Source organism: Micromonospora sp. URMC 107 (assembly GCF_051386315.1).
Lineage (GTDB): Bacteria > Actinomycetota > Actinomycetes > Mycobacteriales > Micromonosporaceae > Micromonospora.
The window spans coordinates 26,268-41,630 of the sequence record NZ_JBPQTK010000047.1 but is presented as its reverse complement, the minus strand read 5'-3'; the positions used below and the strand labels follow the sequence as shown (position 1 = coordinate 41,630).

12 protein-coding genes, 1 tRNA gene and 2 pseudogenes are annotated in these 15,363 nt (G+C 74.3%); 11 read left to right on the top strand and 4 right to left on the bottom strand.

What is annotated here, in order from left to right; all coding sequences use genetic code 11:
* A pseudogene (locus ACSNN9_RS13660) lies at nucleotides 1-302 on the top strand (hypothetical protein); the annotation flags it as partial.
* Nucleotides 303-532: 230 nt separating this feature from the next.
* Here the strand turns inward: ACSNN9_RS13660 and mdlC are convergent.
* Together mdlC and ACSNN9_RS13650 are read right to left on the bottom strand one after the other, a co-directional pair.
* Entirely contained in the window at nucleotides 533-2,128 is a 1,596-nt protein-coding gene (gene mdlC, locus ACSNN9_RS13655) for a benzoylformate decarboxylase (RefSeq protein ID WP_436673403.1), read from the bottom strand.
* A gap of 47 nt (nucleotides 2,129-2,175) precedes the next feature.
* A complete protein-coding gene (locus ACSNN9_RS13650) occupies nucleotides 2,176-2,979 on the bottom strand; it encodes an S-methyl-5'-thioadenosine phosphorylase (protein ID WP_436673402.1) in 804 nt (267 codons plus the stop codon).
* A 152-nt stretch (nucleotides 2,980-3,131) separates the two neighbouring features.
* Between ACSNN9_RS13650 and ACSNN9_RS13645 the strand changes: the two genes are divergently transcribed.
* The 3 genes from ACSNN9_RS13645 (at nucleotide 3,132) to ACSNN9_RS13635 (ending at nucleotide 5,046) form a co-directional block, all read left to right on the top strand.
* Complete coding sequence (locus ACSNN9_RS13645) at nucleotides 3,132-3,722, top strand: YqgE/AlgH family protein (protein ID WP_357867705.1); 591 nt, start codon at nucleotides 3,132-3,134, stop codon at nucleotides 3,720-3,722.
* An 86-nt stretch (nucleotides 3,723-3,808) separates the two neighbouring features.
* Nucleotides 3,809-3,881: transfer RNA gene (locus ACSNN9_RS13640), tRNA-Ala, on the top strand.
* Nucleotides 3,882-4,089: 208 nt separating this feature from the next.
* Nucleotides 4,090-5,046 (top strand): phytanoyl-CoA dioxygenase family protein, encoded by a 957-nt coding sequence (locus ACSNN9_RS13635; RefSeq protein WP_436673401.1) that lies wholly within the window; start codon nucleotides 4,090-4,092, stop codon nucleotides 5,044-5,046.
* Between the two features lie 12 nt (nucleotides 5,047-5,058).
* Here the strand turns inward: ACSNN9_RS13635 and mgrA are convergent, their stop codons facing one another.
* Nucleotides 5,059-6,054, bottom strand: coding sequence for an L-glyceraldehyde 3-phosphate reductase (gene mgrA / locus ACSNN9_RS13630; RefSeq protein ID WP_436673400.1), 996 nt, complete (start codon nucleotides 6,052-6,054; stop codon nucleotides 5,059-5,061).
* Between the two features lie 77 nt (nucleotides 6,055-6,131).
* On the opposite strand from mgrA, the gene ACSNN9_RS13625 reads away from it, so the two are divergent.
* From ACSNN9_RS13625 to ACSNN9_RS13605, 5 genes and pseudogenes are all read left to right on the top strand, one after another.
* Complete coding sequence (locus ACSNN9_RS13625) at nucleotides 6,132-7,100, top strand: aldo/keto reductase (RefSeq protein WP_436673399.1); 969 nt, start codon at nucleotides 6,132-6,134, stop codon at nucleotides 7,098-7,100.
* Between the two features lie 4 nt (nucleotides 7,101-7,104).
* Nucleotides 7,105-7,239 (top strand): annotated as a pseudogene (locus ACSNN9_RS13620) (hemerythrin domain-containing protein); the annotation flags it as partial.
* Between the two features lie 336 nt (nucleotides 7,240-7,575).
* Nucleotides 7,576-9,042, top strand: a complete 1,467-nt coding sequence (locus tag ACSNN9_RS13615; RefSeq protein WP_436673398.1) for a magnesium chelatase — start codon at nucleotides 7,576-7,578, stop codon at nucleotides 9,040-9,042.
* A 2-nt stretch (nucleotides 9,043-9,044) separates the two neighbouring features.
* Nucleotides 9,045-11,000 carry a VWA domain-containing protein gene (locus ACSNN9_RS13610; RefSeq protein WP_436673397.1) on the top strand — a complete coding sequence of 652 codons (1,956 nt, stop codon included), beginning with the start codon at nucleotides 9,045-9,047 and terminating at the stop codon, nucleotides 10,998-11,000.
* Nucleotides 11,001-11,688: 688 nt separating this feature from the next.
* The gene (locus ACSNN9_RS13605) at nucleotides 11,689-12,153 is read left to right on the top strand and encodes a hypothetical protein (protein WP_436673396.1); all 465 of its coding nucleotides are present in this window, start codon (nucleotides 11,689-11,691) and stop codon (nucleotides 12,151-12,153) included.
* A 6-nt stretch (nucleotides 12,154-12,159) separates the two neighbouring features.
* On the opposite strand, the gene ACSNN9_RS13600 is transcribed toward ACSNN9_RS13605, so the two are convergent.
* A complete protein-coding gene (locus tag ACSNN9_RS13600; RefSeq protein WP_436673395.1) occupies nucleotides 12,160-12,444 on the bottom strand; it encodes a DUF427 domain-containing protein in 285 nt (94 codons plus the stop codon).
* A 107-nt stretch (nucleotides 12,445-12,551) separates the two neighbouring features.
* Between ACSNN9_RS13600 and ACSNN9_RS13595 the strand changes: the two genes are divergently transcribed.
* Both ACSNN9_RS13595 and ACSNN9_RS13590 read left to right on the top strand, forming a co-directional pair.
* Nucleotides 12,552-13,952, top strand: a complete 1,401-nt coding sequence (locus tag ACSNN9_RS13595) for an FAD-binding oxidoreductase (RefSeq protein WP_436673394.1) — start codon at nucleotides 12,552-12,554, stop codon at nucleotides 13,950-13,952.
* A complete protein-coding gene (locus ACSNN9_RS13590) occupies nucleotides 13,949-15,292 on the top strand; it encodes a class I SAM-dependent methyltransferase (RefSeq protein WP_436673393.1) in 1,344 nt (447 codons plus the stop codon). Before ACSNN9_RS13595 ends, ACSNN9_RS13590 begins: the two co-directional genes overlap by 4 nt.
* Nucleotides 15,293-15,363 lie beyond the last annotated feature (71 nt).

The following is a 15,363-nucleotide window of genomic DNA, read 5'->3' as shown; positions in this document are numbered from 1 at the left end:
AGCCCGCCCCGCCGGCCCGCCCGGCCCCGGAGGGCGTGGTCGGCGCCCAGGACGTCCAGTCCGTGGACGGCGCGGAGCTGACCTGGCGGCTCGGCGTGGGCAGCTGCGACACCGGGATCACGCCGCTGGTGCAGGAACGCGACGACGTCGTGGTGGTGGGCGGCAGCGTGGTCACCGCCACCGGGGTGTGCAACGCGATGCTGAAGATCGAACCGGTCACCGCCACGCTGAAGGCGCCGCTGGGCGGCCGGCCTGTCCTCGACGTGCTCACCGGTGCGCCGCTGCGGCTCGCGTCGCCCTGACCGATCGGGAGCGGGCAGTGACCGGCCGGCCCGGTGGGCCTGCTGCCGGCGCACCCGTCGACGTGCTGCCCTTGGGCCCGGCGTGCCTGTCGAGCTGAGTCGTCTACGACATCAGCTCGACAGGGCGTGCGAGGTCTCCGCTGGAGGGGTGTGACCACCGAAAGGCTGTCGGTGGGCGGCGGCGGCGCCCTCGACGGCGCGGCGGGCGCCCCGGCGCCCGGCCGGAGCGCTCACAGGAGCCGGGGGACCTCCGTGCTGACCGGCACGGGCAGCACCGTCGGGCCGTCCGCGCGCAGTCCGGTGGTCAGGGCCTCGCCGAACTGCTCCGGGGTCTCCGCGACGGTGGCCGCGCAGCCGTAGCCGCGGGCGATCGCCGTGATGTCCAGCCCGGGCAGGTCCAGCCCGGGCACCCCCGGCGTGTCCTTGAAGTCGGCGAAGGCCTTCAGGATGGCGTACTGCTGGTTGACCGGCACCACCACGACCAGCGGCAGGCGCAGCCGCGCGGCGGTCCAGAGCGCCTGCACGGAGTAGTGGAACGAGCCGTCGCCGATGACCGCGACCACCGGCCGGCCACGGCCGGTGTCGCGCTGGGCGAGCGCGATGCCGACCGCCGCCGGCAGGCCGTACCCGAGACCGCCGCTGGCCATCGTGAAGTACGACCCGGGGCGGGTGCTGCGCAGCCGGCGACGCAGCGCCGGCAGGTTCGAGGGCGACTCCTGGACGAGGACGCCGTCGGCGGGCCAGTGCCGGGCCAGGGCCGCGAAGAGGGCGTCCGGGGCCAGTGGCAGCCCGTCCACCGGCGGGGGCGGGTCGGGGCGCGCCGGCGGTGCCGGCCGGTCCGCCGCCGGGAGCAGGTCGGCCAGGGCGGTCAGGGCCAGTCCGGCGTCGCCGAGCAGGCTGTCGCCCACGGGGGCCCGGGCCGCCTCGTCCGGGTCGTCGGTGACGTGCAGCAGGCGGGCCCCGGCGGGCAGGTGGTCGCCCGGCACGTGCGGGTAGTACCGGAACACCGGCGCCCCCACCACCAGCACGGTGTCGTGGCCGTCCAGCGCCTCGGAGAGCGGCCCGATCGCGAAGGGGAGCACCCCCCGGAAGTGCGGGTGGTCCTCGGGGAAGGCGGCCCGCTCCGGGGCGGGGGCCGACCAGACCGGCGCGGCGAGCCGCTCCGCCAGCGCCACGGCGGCGGGCCAGCCGTCGGCCCGGTCCACGGCCGCGCCGAGCACCAGCGCGGGCGCGCGGCTGGCGGCCAGCACGGCGGCGAACTCGCGCAGCCGGCGCGGGTCGGGAGCGAACCGGGTCGCCACCGTCCGCACCGGCGGCGGGGGATCGGCCGGCTGCGCCCAGTCGTCGAGGGGCAGCGAGAGGAAGACCGGCCCGGCGGGCGGCTGCACCGCCGTCGCGTACGCCCGCATCAGCGCCGCCGGGACGTCCTGCGCGCGGACCGGCTCGTGGCTCCACTTCACGTACGGCTGCGGCAGCTCGGTGGCCCGCCGGCTGGTCAGCCGGGGCTCGGTCAGCAGCATCTCCCGGGTCTGCTGGCCGGCGGTGACGATCAGCGGGGTGCGGTTGTGCCACGCGGTGACCAGGTTGCCCATGCCGTTGCCCGTGCCGGGGGCGGTGTGCAGGTTGACGTGTGCCGGCCGGCCGGTGACCTGCGCGTAGCCGTCCGCCATGCCCACGGCCGACGCCTCGTGCAGGGCGAGCACGTAGTGGAAGTCGTCCGGGAAGTCCCGCAGGAACGGCTCCTCGGTGGAGCCCGGGTTGCCGAAGACGGTGGTCAGGCCGAGGGCACGGAGCAGGTCGTACGTGGTGTCGCGGACCGTTGCCATCGCCCCCCAATCTATCGGGGCAGGTCGGGCGAGCCGGGCCTTTCGCCTCAGGGCAGCGCGAAGGGAAGGGTGATGCCGTCCAGCGCGCTCCCGCAGGCGCAGTCCCGCTCGGCCGGCAGCGCGGCGACGGCCTCCAGCAGCAGGCCGCGCAGCCGGTCGGTGTTCTCCCCGAAGACCCGGAACACCTCCTCCTGCGTCACCGCGCCGCCGCCCTCCACGCCCGCGTCGAGGTCGGTGACCAGGGCGATCGAGGAGTAGCAGAGGGCCAGTTCGCGGGCCAGCACCGCCTCCGGGTGGCCGGTCATGTTGACCACCGTGCCGCCGATCGAGGCGTACCACCGCGACTCGGCACGGGTGGAGAAGCGCGGGCCCTCGACCACCACCACCGTCCCGCCGTCCACCGCCGGCACGTCCCGGCCGGCCGCGGCGGCGAGCAGCGTACGGCGGCCGGCCGGGCAGTACGGGTCGGCGAAGGAGACGTGCACCGCGCCCCGGTCGTAGTAGGTCTGCGCCCGCCCGCTGGTGCGGTCGACCAGCTGGTCCGGCACCACGAACGTGCCCGGGCCGAGATCCGGCCGCAGGCCGCCCACGGCGCAGGGGGCGAGCACCTGGCGTACGCCGAGGGAGCGCAGCGCCCAGAGGTTGGCCCGGTAGGGGATCAGGTGCGGCGGGTGGCGGTGGTCCCGGCCGTGGCGGGGCAGGAACGCCACCCGCCGGCCGCCCACCTCGGCAATCGTGACGGCGTCGGACGGCCGCCCGTAGGGCGTCTCCACCTCGTGCTCGGTCGCGCCGTCCAACAGCGCGTAGAGCCCGGAGCCACCGATCACCGCGAGTTCGGCCGTGGGACCCATCAAGCCCTCCCCTCGTGTCCTCGATCAACCGACCGTCAGACCTTAGCCACCGCCCCGGGGGCAAGCTATGGTGCCAGGCATGGCGTTCACAGCGCGGATGGCACCGGTGCCCCCGGGCGTCCCGGTCGGGTCGGTCTGACCGGGTGTCCGGCATGCAGGGAGAGGGGCAGGCGATCGGCGGGCGGGCGACGGGGTCGATGACCGGACGACTGCTGGTCGCGACACCGGCGCTGAAGGATCCGAACTTCGACCGTACGGTGGTGCTGCTGGTGGCGCACGAGCCCGGCGGCGCCCTCGGCGTGGTGCTCAACCGGGCCACCGAGGTGCCGGTCGCCGACGTGCTCGGCGACTGGAGCGACCTGGCCCGTGACCCGGCGGTGCTCTTCGAGGGCGGCCCCGTGCAGCCCGACTCGGCGATCTGCCTGGCCCGGATGCGAAACCCGGTGCAGCGGCTCAAGGGATTCCACCAGGTCTCCGGGGCGGTCGGCACCCTCGACCTCTCCGTCGACCCGGGGCGGCTGCGGGAGGGCATCACCGGCATCCGGGTCTTCGCCGGCTACTCCGGCTGGGGCACGGGGCAGTTGGAGCAGGAGATCGAGGACGGCTCGTGGTTCGTGCTGGACGCGCTGCCCGGTGACGCCTTCGTCGACCGGCCGGACGACCTGTGGCCGATGGTGCTGCGCCGCCAGGGCGGCATGATGGCGGCGGTCGCGCACTTCCCGCCGGACGTGGCGCTGAACTGAGCCGCCGGCCGGTGGCCCCCGCGAGATGACCATGCGGGGGGCGCTGTGTATAGTTCTCTCGTGCCCGGGTGACCGGGACGAGGCAAGGGGCCGTGGCGCAGCTGGTAGCGCACCACACTGGCAGTGTGGGGGTCAGGGGTTCGAGTCCCCTCGGCTCCACCCTTGCGGAAAGCCCTGGTGCGGGAGTCATCCCGCACCAGGGCTTTCGACTTTTCCTGGCCCGTCCCGTGCCGCCGGTCGGCGAGGCGCGACCGGAATAGGGGCTCCTCGCGTGAATGAGGCGTTGTCGCCCCTCGGGCCTTCTGTCACGATCGCCACACTGGAGGCCTTTCCCCGCCCGGTGGCTGGGCCCGATCCCGTGCGGCCGGTGAAGGAGCCGATGGTGGACCACCCCCACGCGTTGACAGCCGAGCAACGGGACCAGTTCCGGCGCGACGGGCACCTGATCCTGCGGGGCGTGCTCCCGGCCGGGACCCTGGACGCGCTGCACGGCTCGTTCAGCCGCGTCGTCGACCACCTCGCCCGACAGTGGCAGCAGCGGGGAGGGGTCACCGAGACCTTCGCCGACCTGCCGTACGACCAGCGTTACCTGCGCCTGATCGAGTCCAGCCAGGTCCGCGTGCCGGCCGCCTGGCGGCGGATCCTGGTGGGCCGGCCGGTGTACGACCTGTGGCGCAGCCCCGAGCTGCTCGGCCCGGTGCGCAGCCTGATCGGCGACGAGGTCTACGCGCACGGCGTCTGGAACGCCCGACCGCGCGACCCCCACGGCCGCACGCAGCAGGTCGCCTGGCACCAGGACGCCTACTACTACAAGGGTTGGGACCCCTCGGTCGGGCCGCTGCTGTCGGTGTGGATCCCGCTGGTGCCCGTCGACGAGGACACCGCCTGCCTCCAGTTCGTCACCGGCTCGCACACCCGGGGCTGGATCCCCCGCGACCGCCTGCCGAACGGCGAGTACGGCACGTCTGACGCGGCCCTCGGGGACGGCCCGGTCAGCACCGCCCGGATGGAGCCCGGCGACGTGGTGATCTTCACGGACACCACGCTGCACCGCTCGACGCCCAACGTGTCGGACCGCATCCGGTGGAACATCGACATCCGGTTCGCCCCGGCGGTCGACGAGGTGATCCGCAACTCGCCGCGCGGCTACCGCTGCTTCAGCGGGGCCGACCCGGCCCGGGTCGAGTCGTTCGAGACCTGGGCCGGCCGGTACCGGTACGAGCCGGAGGACCTGCTGACGGAGCTGACCAACTTCGAGGAGGGCTACGACCTCGACGCGCTCAGGGCGTTCTCCCGGGCGTCGCCGTACGCCGACATCTACTGAGGACGGTGCGGGTCAGCCGAGGTGGCCCTCGATCTCGGCGAGTTCCTCAGCGGTGAGGTCGAGGTTGTCCAGGGTCGCGATGTTCGCCTCCAGCTGCGGCACGCTGCTCGCCCCGATGATCAGGCTGGTCATCCGGGGGTCGCGCAGCGCCCAGGCGAGCGCGAGCTGGGCCAGCGACTGGCCGCGCCGCTCGGCGACCGCGCCGAGCGCCCGGATGGTGGCCATCTTCTCCTCGTCGAGGTCGCCCTCGCTGAGGAAGACGCTGGTGCGCACCCGGGAGTCCTCGGGGATGCCGCCCAGGTAGCGGTCGGTGAGCAGGCCCTGGGCGAGCGGGCTGTACGCGATGCAGCCCGCGCCGACCCGCTCCAGCGTGTCCAGCAGGCCGTCGTGCTCCGTCCAGCGGTTGAGCATCGAGTACGACGGCTGGTTGATCAGCAGCGGCGTACCCAGGTCGCGCAGGATCGCGGCGGCCCGCTCGGTCTGCGCGGAGTCGTAGTTGGAGACGCCGACGTAGCGCGCCTTGCCGGCCCGGACGACGGCGTCGAGGGCGCCCATCGTCTCCTCCAGCGGCGTGTCCGGGTCGAAGCGGTGCGAGTAGAAGATGTCGACGTGGTCCAGCCCGAGGCGGCGCAGCGACTGGTCCAGCGAGGAGATCAGGTACTTGCGGGAGCCCCACTCGCCGTACGGGCCGGGCCACATCAGGTAACCGGCCTTGGTGGAGACGACCAGCTCGTCCCGGTACGCCCGCAGGTCGGTGGCGAGCATCCGGCCGAAGTTCTCCTCGGCGGCGCCCGGCGGCGGCCCGTAGTTGTTGGCCAGGTCGAAGTGGGTCACGCCGAGGTCGAAGGCGCGGCGGACGATGTCCCGCTGCCGCTCGTACGGCCGGTCCGGGCCGAAGTTGTGCCACAGCCCGAGCGAGATCGCGGGCAGCCGCAGCCCGCTGCGCCCGCTGCGCCGGTAGGTCATCTGGTCGTAGCGCTCATCCGCGGCGAGGTAGGTCACGGTCACCGACCCTATCCCCGCCGGTGCGGGGCGTGCGCGGCGAACGGGCCTGCGACAACGGACGCCGGGGTAGTTTCGGGACCATGCGTTTCGTCCCGCTCGACACCCCGAAGCCCCTTTCCAAGATCGGCCTCGGCACCTGGCAGTTCGGGTCCCGGGAGTGGGGCTACGGCCCCGAGTACGAGCGCCGGGCGGCCGACATCGTCCGGCGTGCCGTCGACCTCGGCATCACCGTCTTCGACACCGCCGAGCTGTACGGCTTCGGCCGCAGCGAGCGGATCCTCGGGGAGGCGCTCGGCGACGACCGGCCGAAGGTGGTGCTCGCCACCAAGATCTTCCCGATCCTGCCGGTCGCCCCGGTGGTGCAGCAGCGGGCGGTCGCCTCGGCCGCCCGGCTCGGCGTCACCCACCTCGACCTCTACCAGGTGCACCAGGCCAACCCGCTGGTCGCCGACCACACCACCATGCGCGGCATGCGCGCGTTGCAGGACGTCGGGCTGGTCGGCGAGGTCGGCGTCAGCAACTACGGCCTGCGCCGCTGGCAGGTCGCCGAGGCGGCGCTCGGCCGGCGGGTGCTGAGCAACCAGGTCCGCTACAGCATGGTCGACCGCGGGCCCGAGCACGACCTGCTGCCGTACGCCAGGCAGGCCGGCCGCGTGGTCATCGCGTACAGCCCGCTGGCCCAGGGCTTCCTGTCCGGTCGGTACGACGCGAAGAACCCGCCGAGCGGGGCGGTGCGCCGGGCCAACCCGTACTTCCTGCCGGAGAACCTGGAGCGCGGCGCGACGCTGATCGACACCCTGCGGCAGGTGGCCGACGCGCACGACGCCACCCCCAGCCAGATCGCCCTGGCCTACCTGCTGCGCCACCCGAACGTGCTGGCCATCCCCGGTGCGTCCGGCGTGGAACAGGTCGAACGCAACGCGGCGGCCGCCGACATCGACCTTGCCGACGACGAACACGCCGCGCTGGCCCGGGCGGCCAGGGAGTTCCGCCCGGTCACCGGGCTCGCGGCGGCGCCCCGCCTGCTTCGGGCCCGCACCGGAAGGTGAGCCGATGGACGACATCACCGCGCTGATCCTCGACGACCACGCCGCCTTCCGGCGGGGCTTCGCCCGCCTCGACGACGCCCGCGACGAGCACGAGCTGCTGGCGATCTGGGACGCGCTCGCCCTGCACCTCGACGTCCACGCCGAGGCGGAGGAGGCGATCCTCTACCCGCACCTGGTGCGCCACGGCGACGACGGCGAGGCCGATCGGGGTTCGTCACCCCGTCGGGCTGAACGTTCCCTCCCGCGGCGACCCTCGGCCTGCTCGCGACCCCCGACTTCTGGGACTTCTCCGAGATCGGCGCGGCCACCGCCCCGATGCTGCTCTGGCCGTTCTGGGGCGTCGCGCTCGGCGCCGCCACGTACGCGTACCACCTGCGCCGCCGGGGCGCCTGCCGGCGCTGCGGGCGGGGCTGAGCGTCCCGCCGGCGGGGGCGCCCGGTCGACGGCCCGGGCGTCCCCGCTCTCGTGAGCTAGCGTGGGTCGGGTGACTGCGCCTTCCCCGGTTACCCCGGCCCCACCGGCCGACCTGCCCCGTACGCTCGGCGAGCTGCGGGCGGCCGGCCACGCGTACCGCACGGTCAAGCAGGAACTCCGCGACAACCTGCTGGCCCGGATGCGGTCCGGCGTCGAGCGCTTTCCCGGCATCGTCGGCTACGACGACACGGTCCTGCCCGAGGTCGAGCGGGCCCTGCTCGCCGGGCACGACATGGTGCTGCTCGGCGAGCGGGGCCAGGGCAAGACCCGACTCATCCGCTCGCTCGTCGGCCTGCTCGACGAGTGGACGCCGGTGATCGCCGGCTCGGTGCTCAACGAGCATCCGCTGCACCCGCTCACTTCGGGCTCGCGGACGCTGGTCGCCGAGGCCGGCGACGACCTGCCGGTGGCGTGGCTGCACCGCTCGATGCGCTACGGCGAGAAGCTGGCCACCCCGGACACCAGCGTCGGCGACCTGATCGGCGACGTCGACCCGATCCGGATCGCCCAGGGGCGCACCCTCGGCGACCCGGAGACCATCCACTTCGGCCTCGTCCCGCGCACCAACCGGGGCATCTTCGCCGTCAACGAGCTGCCCGACCTGGCGGAGCGGATCCAGGTGGCGCTGCTCAACGTGCTGGAGGAACGGGACATCCAGGTCCGGGGCTACCAGCTGCGGCTGCCGCTGGACCTGTTCCTGGTGGCCAGCGCCAACCCGGAGGACTACACCAACCGGGGCCGGATCATCACCCCGCTGAAGGACCGCTTCGGCGCCGAGGTCCGCACCCACTACCCGGTCGACCTCGACCTGGAGCTGGAGCTGATCCGGCAGGAGGCCGACCTGGTCGCCGAGGTGCCGGAGCACGTGCTGGAGGTCCTCGCGCGGTTCGCCCGCGCGGTGCGCGAGTCGCCGTCGGTGGACCCGCGCTCCGGGGTCTCCGCCCGGTTCGCCATCGCCGCCGCCGAGACGGTCGCCGCCGCCGCGCTGCGCCGCGCCGGCCTGCTTGCGGCCGGCACGGCGCCGGCCGACGGGGTGCGCCCCGAGGCACCGGTCGCCCGGGTCGGCGACGCGGTGCCGGTGACGTCGACCTTGCGCGGCAAGGTCGAGTTCGAGAGTGGCGAGGAGGGGCGGGAGGTCGAGATCCTCGGCCACCTGCTGCGGACCGCGACCGCCGAGACGTTCCGGTCCCGGCTGGCCGGGCTGGACCTCTCCGGCTTCACCGCGCTGGTCGACGAGGACGCGGTGATCGAGACCGGGGAGCTGGTCGGCTCCGCCGAGCTGCTGCGCCAGGTGGGCACCGTCCCCGGGCTGGCCAAGGCGCTCGACCGGCTGGGGCTGGGCGACGCGCCCACCCCGGAGCAGGCCGCCGCCGGCGTGGAGTTCGTCCTGGAGGGGCTGCACCTGACCCGCCGGCTCGGCAAGGACGTCACCGACTCCGGCCGGACCCGCTACGGCGGCCGGGCCTGAGCATGGCCGGCGACCGGTTCCGGTACGGGCAGTGGCGGGGCGGCCCCGACCCGCTCGCGCCCCCGTACGACGTGCGGGGGGCGGTGGACGCCGTCGGTGCCGAGGTGCTCGCCGGCGGCAGCCTCCGGGAGGCGCTGCGGGACCTGCTGCGTCGGGGGCCGCAGGGACGCGGCGGCCTCGACGACCTCGCCGCCCGGGCGAGGCGGCTGCGCCGGGAGGCGCTGCGCCGGGGAGACCTCGACGGGGCGGTCACCCGGGCCCGGGCCCTGCTCGACCAGGCGCTCGCCGCCGAGCGGGACGAGCTGCGCGGGCGCGACGACGACGACGCGCGCTTCGCCGAGGCGGTGCTGGACAACCTGCCCCCCTCGACGGCCCGCGCCGTGGCGGAGCTGACCGGATACCGGTGGAGCAGCGACGAGGCCGGCCGGACGTTCCAGCGGATCCTCGACGGGCTGCGCGACGACGTGCTCGGCCAGCGCTTCGCCGGGCTTCGGGACGCGGTGCGCGCCTCGGCGGACCCCGGCGCGCAGCAGCGGCTCGCCGAGATGATGCGCGACCTGAACGACCTGCTCGCCCGGCACGCCCGGTCGGAGGACACCACCGACGCCTTCGCCGAGTTCATGCGCCGGCACGGCGAGTTCTTCCCGGAGCGGCCGGCCGACGTGGACGAACTGGTCGACGTGCTGGCCCGGCGGTCGGCCGCCGGTGAGCGGCTGATGCGCTCGCTGTCCGACCGGCAGCGCGAGGAGCTGGCCGACCTGATGCGGCAGTCGCTGGGCGACCGGCTCGCCGGGGAGCTGTCCGCGCTGGACGCCAACCTCCGCGCGCTCCGCCCCGACCTGCACCGGGGCCCGGGCGAGCGGGTGCGGGGCGAGCGGCCCCTCGGCTACGGCGAGGCGGCCGGCGCGCTCGGCGAGATCGCCGAGCTGGACGAGCTGTTGGACCAGCTCGACCAGGAGCATCCGGGGGCCACCCTGGACGAGGTCGACGTCGACGCGGTGGCCCGGACGCTGGGCCGGGACGCCGCCGACGACGTACGCCGGCTGCGGGAGCTGGAACGGGAGCTGCGCCGGCAGGGGTGGGTGAGCCGGGACGCCGAGGGGCTGACCCTGAGCCCGAAGGCGCTGCGCCGCCTCGGCGGCACCGCGCTGCGGCGGGTCTTCGCGGACCTGACCGCCGGGCCGCGCGGCCAGCACGACCTGCGCTCGGCGGGCGCCGCCGGCGAGGTCAGCGGCGGTTCCCGGCCGTGGGAGTACGGCGACGAGCAGCCCCTCGACGTGGTGCGGACGCTGACCCGGGCGGTCAGCCGCGCCGGCTCCGGCGTGCCGGTGCGGTTGGCCGTCGAGGACTTCGAGGTGGTGGAGACCGAGCGGCGGGCCTCGGCGGCCGTGGTGCTCTGCGTCGACCTCTCCTACTCGATGATCTCCCAGGGCCGGTGGGGCCCGATGAAGCAGACGGCGCTGGCGCTGGCGCACCTGATGGCCACCCGGTTCCCCCAGGACGCGTTGCAGATCGTCGGCTTCGGCCTGGAGGCGCTGCCGCTGACCCAGCAGGAGCTGGCCGCCGTCGAGCCCGACATGCGGCAGGGCACGAATCTGCAGCACGCGCTGCGGCTGGCAGCCCGGCACCTGCGGCGGCACCCGGACGCCGAGCCGGTGGTGCTGGTGGTCACCGACGGGGAGCCGACCGCCCACCTGGACCCGGACGACGGGGAGGCGCTGTTCCACTGGCCGCCGCTGCCCGAGACGATCGAGGCGACCGTACGCGAGGTGGACCGGCTCACCCGCTACGGCGCCACGCTCAACCTGTTCATGCTCGGCGACGATCCCGGCCTGCGCCGCTTCGTCGACGCCGTGGCGCGCCGCTCGAAGGGCCGGATGTTCACCCCCGACCTGGAGGACCTCGGCGAGTACGTGGTCTCCGACTACCTGCGCACCCGGCAGCCCCGCCGGCGTTGACCTGGCGGATTCGACGGACCGAGCGGCTGAGCACCCCGTGGCCCCGGCCGGCAGGGAGGCCCGATCCGGGCGCGGTGCAGCGCTCTGGTTGGCCCTCGGGCTTCGGGCGCCGTCGGGCCTCGGGGCGTGCCCGGGCATGGTGCGCCTCGCCCTGGGTGCGCCCAGCCTTGAAGTGCGCCCGGCCTTGGGGCGCGCCTCGCCTTGGGGCGCGCCGCTTGGACGCTGTCGAGCTGCCCCATTGGTGAGACCACGGTACGTGCCGATGCCGCGGCCTCGTGCGTGGCCGGAGGTCGTGCCGATGCCGGGCGCCTCAAGGTTGTGCCGGCCAGAGGCCTCGTCCGGGACGGGAGGCTGTGCCGGTCAGAGGCCTCGTCCGGGACGGGAGGCCGTGCCAACCTGGGACCTCGTCCGAAGCTACCCCGGAAGGCCCGGTCCCGGCCTGCCGACCAGATGCAGCGGCTGGATCGTTCCGGCGAGGGCCGGGAGTCGAAGGAGGAGCGCCGATGCGCGTCTCCTGCCGAGTCCTTCCGGCCCGCCGCTCCTGGTCCTATCGACGGGGCAGCTCGACAGCGTCCGGTCAGCCCTCCGGCCGGCGACGTCCGGGCATGCGTTTCCGGCCGGCCCCTTCCGGGTGAACCGTCCGCGGGAACGCCGGGTCGGACGGCGCGGGCCGGGATTGACTGGGGACATGGACAGCGGCACGTTGCGGGGGGCGTACGAGGAGGTGCTCGCGGAGGTCGACGCGGGCAGGTTCGGGCCGCCGCCGGCCGGGCAGCTCAGCGCCGAGCAGATCGTCGCCCACCTCGCCGCCAACGACGAGCTGATGACCGAGGCGACCGAGGCGGTCATCGCCGGCTCGCCGTTCGCGTACTACGACCTGGAGACCGTCCACCGCCCGCAGGTGGACGCGCTGGTCGTCGAGTGTGGCGGGCTGGCCGGGCTGGCCACCCTGCTGCGGGCCACCAGCCAGAAGCTCTGCGCGCTGACCGAGCGGCTCGGCCCGGCGGCGCAGACCCCGGTCGAGACCCACCTGCGTGAGGGCTTCGACCTCGTCGTCGACGAGCCGCTGCCCTGGGGCCGCACCCTCGACCTGCACGCCCGCGTCCACCTGCCGAAGCACCTCGCCCAGCTGCGCATGTTGCGCGCCGGCTGAGGCGCGTCAGTCGACGACCTGGACGTCCTTCCAGAAGGCGACCCGGTCGCGGACCATCTCCGCCTCCGGCTTCGGCTCCGGGTAGTACCAGACCGCGTCGGCGCTGGTCCGGCCCTCGTGTTCCAGGGTGTAGTAGGACGCGGTGCCCTTCCACGGGCAGACCGTGTGGGTGTCGGACTCGCGGATCAGGTCGGCGCGCAGGGCGGCACGCGGGAAGTAGTGGTTCCCCTCGACCAGCACGGTGTCGTCGCTCTCGGCCACGACCAGGTCGTTCCAGACGGCTTTCGGCATGGCTCCACGCTATGTCGCCGGGCCGGCGACGGCCAGTCACCCCGACATGGCACGAATGCGGACGTGGAGGTCCCACGCCACGGGCACCTGGCGCGTACAGTGATCGCATGTGTGCGGTCCGTGTGGATCATCATCCGGTCGACCACGACGGCGCGGTGGCCCAGTTGCGACGGTCCTATGCGGCGGTGCCCGCGGGCGAACCGGTGCGGCTCGCCAAGCGCACCTCCAACCTGTTCCGCCCCCGGTCCGCCCCGCGCGCGCCGGGCCTGGACGTCAGCGGGCTCACCGGCGTGCTCGCCGTCGACCCGGTCGCCCGCACGGCCGACGTGCAGGGCATGTGCACCTACGAGGACCTGGTCGACGCGACCCTGCCGCACGGGCTCATGCCGCTGGTGGTGCCGCAGTTGCGCACCATCACCCTCGGCGGGGCGGTGACCGGGCTCGGCATCGAGTCGACGTCGTTCCGCAACGGCCTGCCGCACGAGTCGGTGACCGAGATGGACGTGCTGACCGGGGCCGGCGAGATCGTCACCGCCCGCCCCGAGGGCGAGCACGCCGACCTCTTCGCGGCGTTCCCCAACTCGCTGGGCAGCCTCGGCTACGCCACCCGGCTGCGCATCGAGCTCCAGCCGGTACGCCGCTTCGTGGCCCTGCGCAACGTCCGGTTCACCCGGCTGGAGGCCCTCGCCGACGCGCTCGCCGAGGTCACCGCGACCCGGTCCTGGGCCGGCGAGGCGGTGGACGCGATGGACGGGGTGATGTTCAGCCCCGGCGAGGCCTACCTGGTGCTCGGCACCTTCACCGACGACGCCCCGCGGGTCAGCGACTACACGGGCCAGGAAATCTACTACCGGTCGCTGCGCCGGCACACGCGCGACGCACTGACCACGTACGACTATCTCTGGCGCTGGGACACCGACTGGTTCTGGTGCTCGGCGGCGTTCGGGGTGCAGCACCCGGTCCTGCGGCGGGTCTGGCCGGCGCGGTGGCGGCGCAGCGACGTCTACCACCGGCTGGTCCGGTTGGAGCACCGGCACGGCGTGGCCGCCCGGATCGACCGCCTGCGCGGCCAGCCGGCGCGCGAGCGGGTGGTGCAGGACGTGGAGATCCCGCTGGAGCGGACGGCGGAGTTCCTGCGCTGGTTCGCCCGCACCGTCGGGATGACCCCGGTCTGGCTGTGCCCGCTGCGGCTGCGCGAACCGTCCGGTCCGGGGTCGGCCCGGGCCTGGCCGCTCTATCCGCTCCGAGCCGGACAGAACTACGTGAACGTCGGCTTCTGGGGAAGCGTGCCGATCGCGGCCGGGGCCGCCGACGGCGATGTCAACCGCGCGATCGAGCGCACGGTGTCGGAGTCGGGCGGCCACAAGTCGCTCTACTCCGACGCGTACTACGACCGGGAATCCTTCGACCGGCTCTACGGAGGCGCGACGTGGCGCGCGGTGAAGGACCGTTACGACCCGGACCACCGGCTCACCGGACTGTACGAGAAGGCGGTAGCACGAGCATGAGCCTGACCGATCGAGACCAGGGGGCGGCGAGCGCTCCCGCCAGTCCGCCGGCGGGGAGCCGGCGCCCGGGTCCGACCGTGGCGGACGTCGTCCGCGCGTTGACCACCGGGGCCCTCCCGGTGCGGGTCACCGGGTACGACGGCAGCGCGGTGGGCCCGGCCGACGCCGGGATCACCCTGTCGATCCGTTCTGAGCGGGGCCTGACCTACCTGCTCACCGCCCCGGGCGACCTGGGCATGGCCCGGGCGTACGTCGGCGGCGACCTGGCGTTGCAGGGGGTGCACCCGGGCGACCCGTACGAGGCGTTGCGGGTGCTCAAGGACGAGCTGCGGCTGCGTACGCCGTCGCTGGCCGAGGGGCTGGCCCTCGTGCGCGGGCTCGGCTGGGAGCGGCTGGTGCCGCCGCCGCCCCCGCCGCAGGAGGCGCAGCCGCGCTGGAAGCGCCTGATGAACGGGCTGCGGCACTCCCGGGCCCGCGACAGCACCGCGATCTCCCACCACTACGACGTCTCGAACGCCTTCTACGAGAAGGTGCTCGGCCCGTCGATGACGTACACCTGCGCGGTCTTCCGCTCGCCCGACGACACGCTGGAGCAGGCCCAGGCGGCCAAGTACGACCTGGTGGCGCAGAAGCTGGCGCTCAAGGCGGGGATGCGGCTGCTCGACGTGGGCTGCGGGTGGGGCGGCATGGTCCGGCACGCCGCCCGCGAGTACGGCGTGCAGGCGCTCGGGGTGACCCTGTCCCGGGCGCAGGCCGAGTGGGCGCGGGCGGCGATCGAGCGGGAGGGGCTGACCGGCCTGGCCGAGGTGCGCCACCTCGACTACCGCGACGCGCCGCGCGAGCAGTTCGACGCGATCTCCTCGATCGGCCTGACCGAGCACATCGGGGTGCGCAACTACCCGGCCTACTTCGGCGCCCTGTCCGACCGGCTGCGGCCGGACGGCCGGCTGCTCAACCACTGCATCACCCGGGCCGACAACCACGCGCCGCACCGCTCGGGCGCGTTCATCGACCGCTACGTCTTCCCCGACGGGGAGCTGGCCGGCCCGGGGCGCGTGGTCAGCGAGATCCACGACGTCGGGCTGGAGGTGCAGCACGAGGAGAACCTGCGGCTGCACTACGCGCTGACCCTGGCCGGCTGGTGCCGCAACCTGGTGGCGCACTGGGACTTCTGCGTCTCCGAGGTGGGGCCGGGCACGGCCCGGGTCTGGGGCCTCTACATGGCCGGGTCCCGGCTGGCGTTCGAGCGCAACGGCATCCAGCTGCACCAGGTGCTGGCCACCCGCAACGGCCCGGAGGGGGCGAGCGGCTACCCGCTACGCCCCGACTGGCTGGCCTGATCCGCGTCCGACAGCCGCGCCGACCCTCGGCGCGGCTGTCGTCGAACCGATTGACAAGAAAGTTTTGTACG

Excerpts from the sequence above, each read along its gene's own strand:
- mdlC (WP_436673403.1), bottom strand. The coding sequence starts at position 2,128 with ATGGCAACGGTCCGCGACACCACGTACGACCTGCTCCGTGCCCTCGGC.
- ACSNN9_RS13650 (WP_436673402.1), bottom strand. The coding sequence starts at position 2,979 with ATGGGTCCCACGGCCGAACTCGCGGTGATCGGTGGCTCCGGGCTCTAC.
- ACSNN9_RS13645 (WP_357867705.1), top strand. The coding sequence starts at position 3,132 with ATGCAGGGAGAGGGGCAGGCGATCGGCGGGCGGGCGACGGGGTCGATG.
- ACSNN9_RS13625 (WP_436673399.1), top strand. The coding sequence starts at position 6,132 with ATGCGTTTCGTCCCGCTCGACACCCCGAAGCCCCTTTCCAAGATCGGC.
- ACSNN9_RS13610 (WP_436673397.1), top strand. The coding sequence starts at position 9,045 with ATGGCCGGCGACCGGTTCCGGTACGGGCAGTGGCGGGGCGGCCCCGAC.
- ACSNN9_RS13605 (WP_436673396.1), top strand. The coding sequence starts at position 11,689 with ATGGACAGCGGCACGTTGCGGGGGGCGTACGAGGAGGTGCTCGCGGAG.
- ACSNN9_RS13600 (WP_436673395.1), bottom strand. The coding sequence starts at position 12,444 with ATGCCGAAAGCCGTCTGGAACGACCTGGTCGTGGCCGAGAGCGACGAC.
- ACSNN9_RS13595 (WP_436673394.1), top strand. The coding sequence starts at position 12,552 with ATGTGTGCGGTCCGTGTGGATCATCATCCGGTCGACCACGACGGCGCG.
- ACSNN9_RS13590 (WP_436673393.1), top strand. The coding sequence starts at position 13,949 with ATGAGCCTGACCGATCGAGACCAGGGGGCGGCGAGCGCTCCCGCCAGT.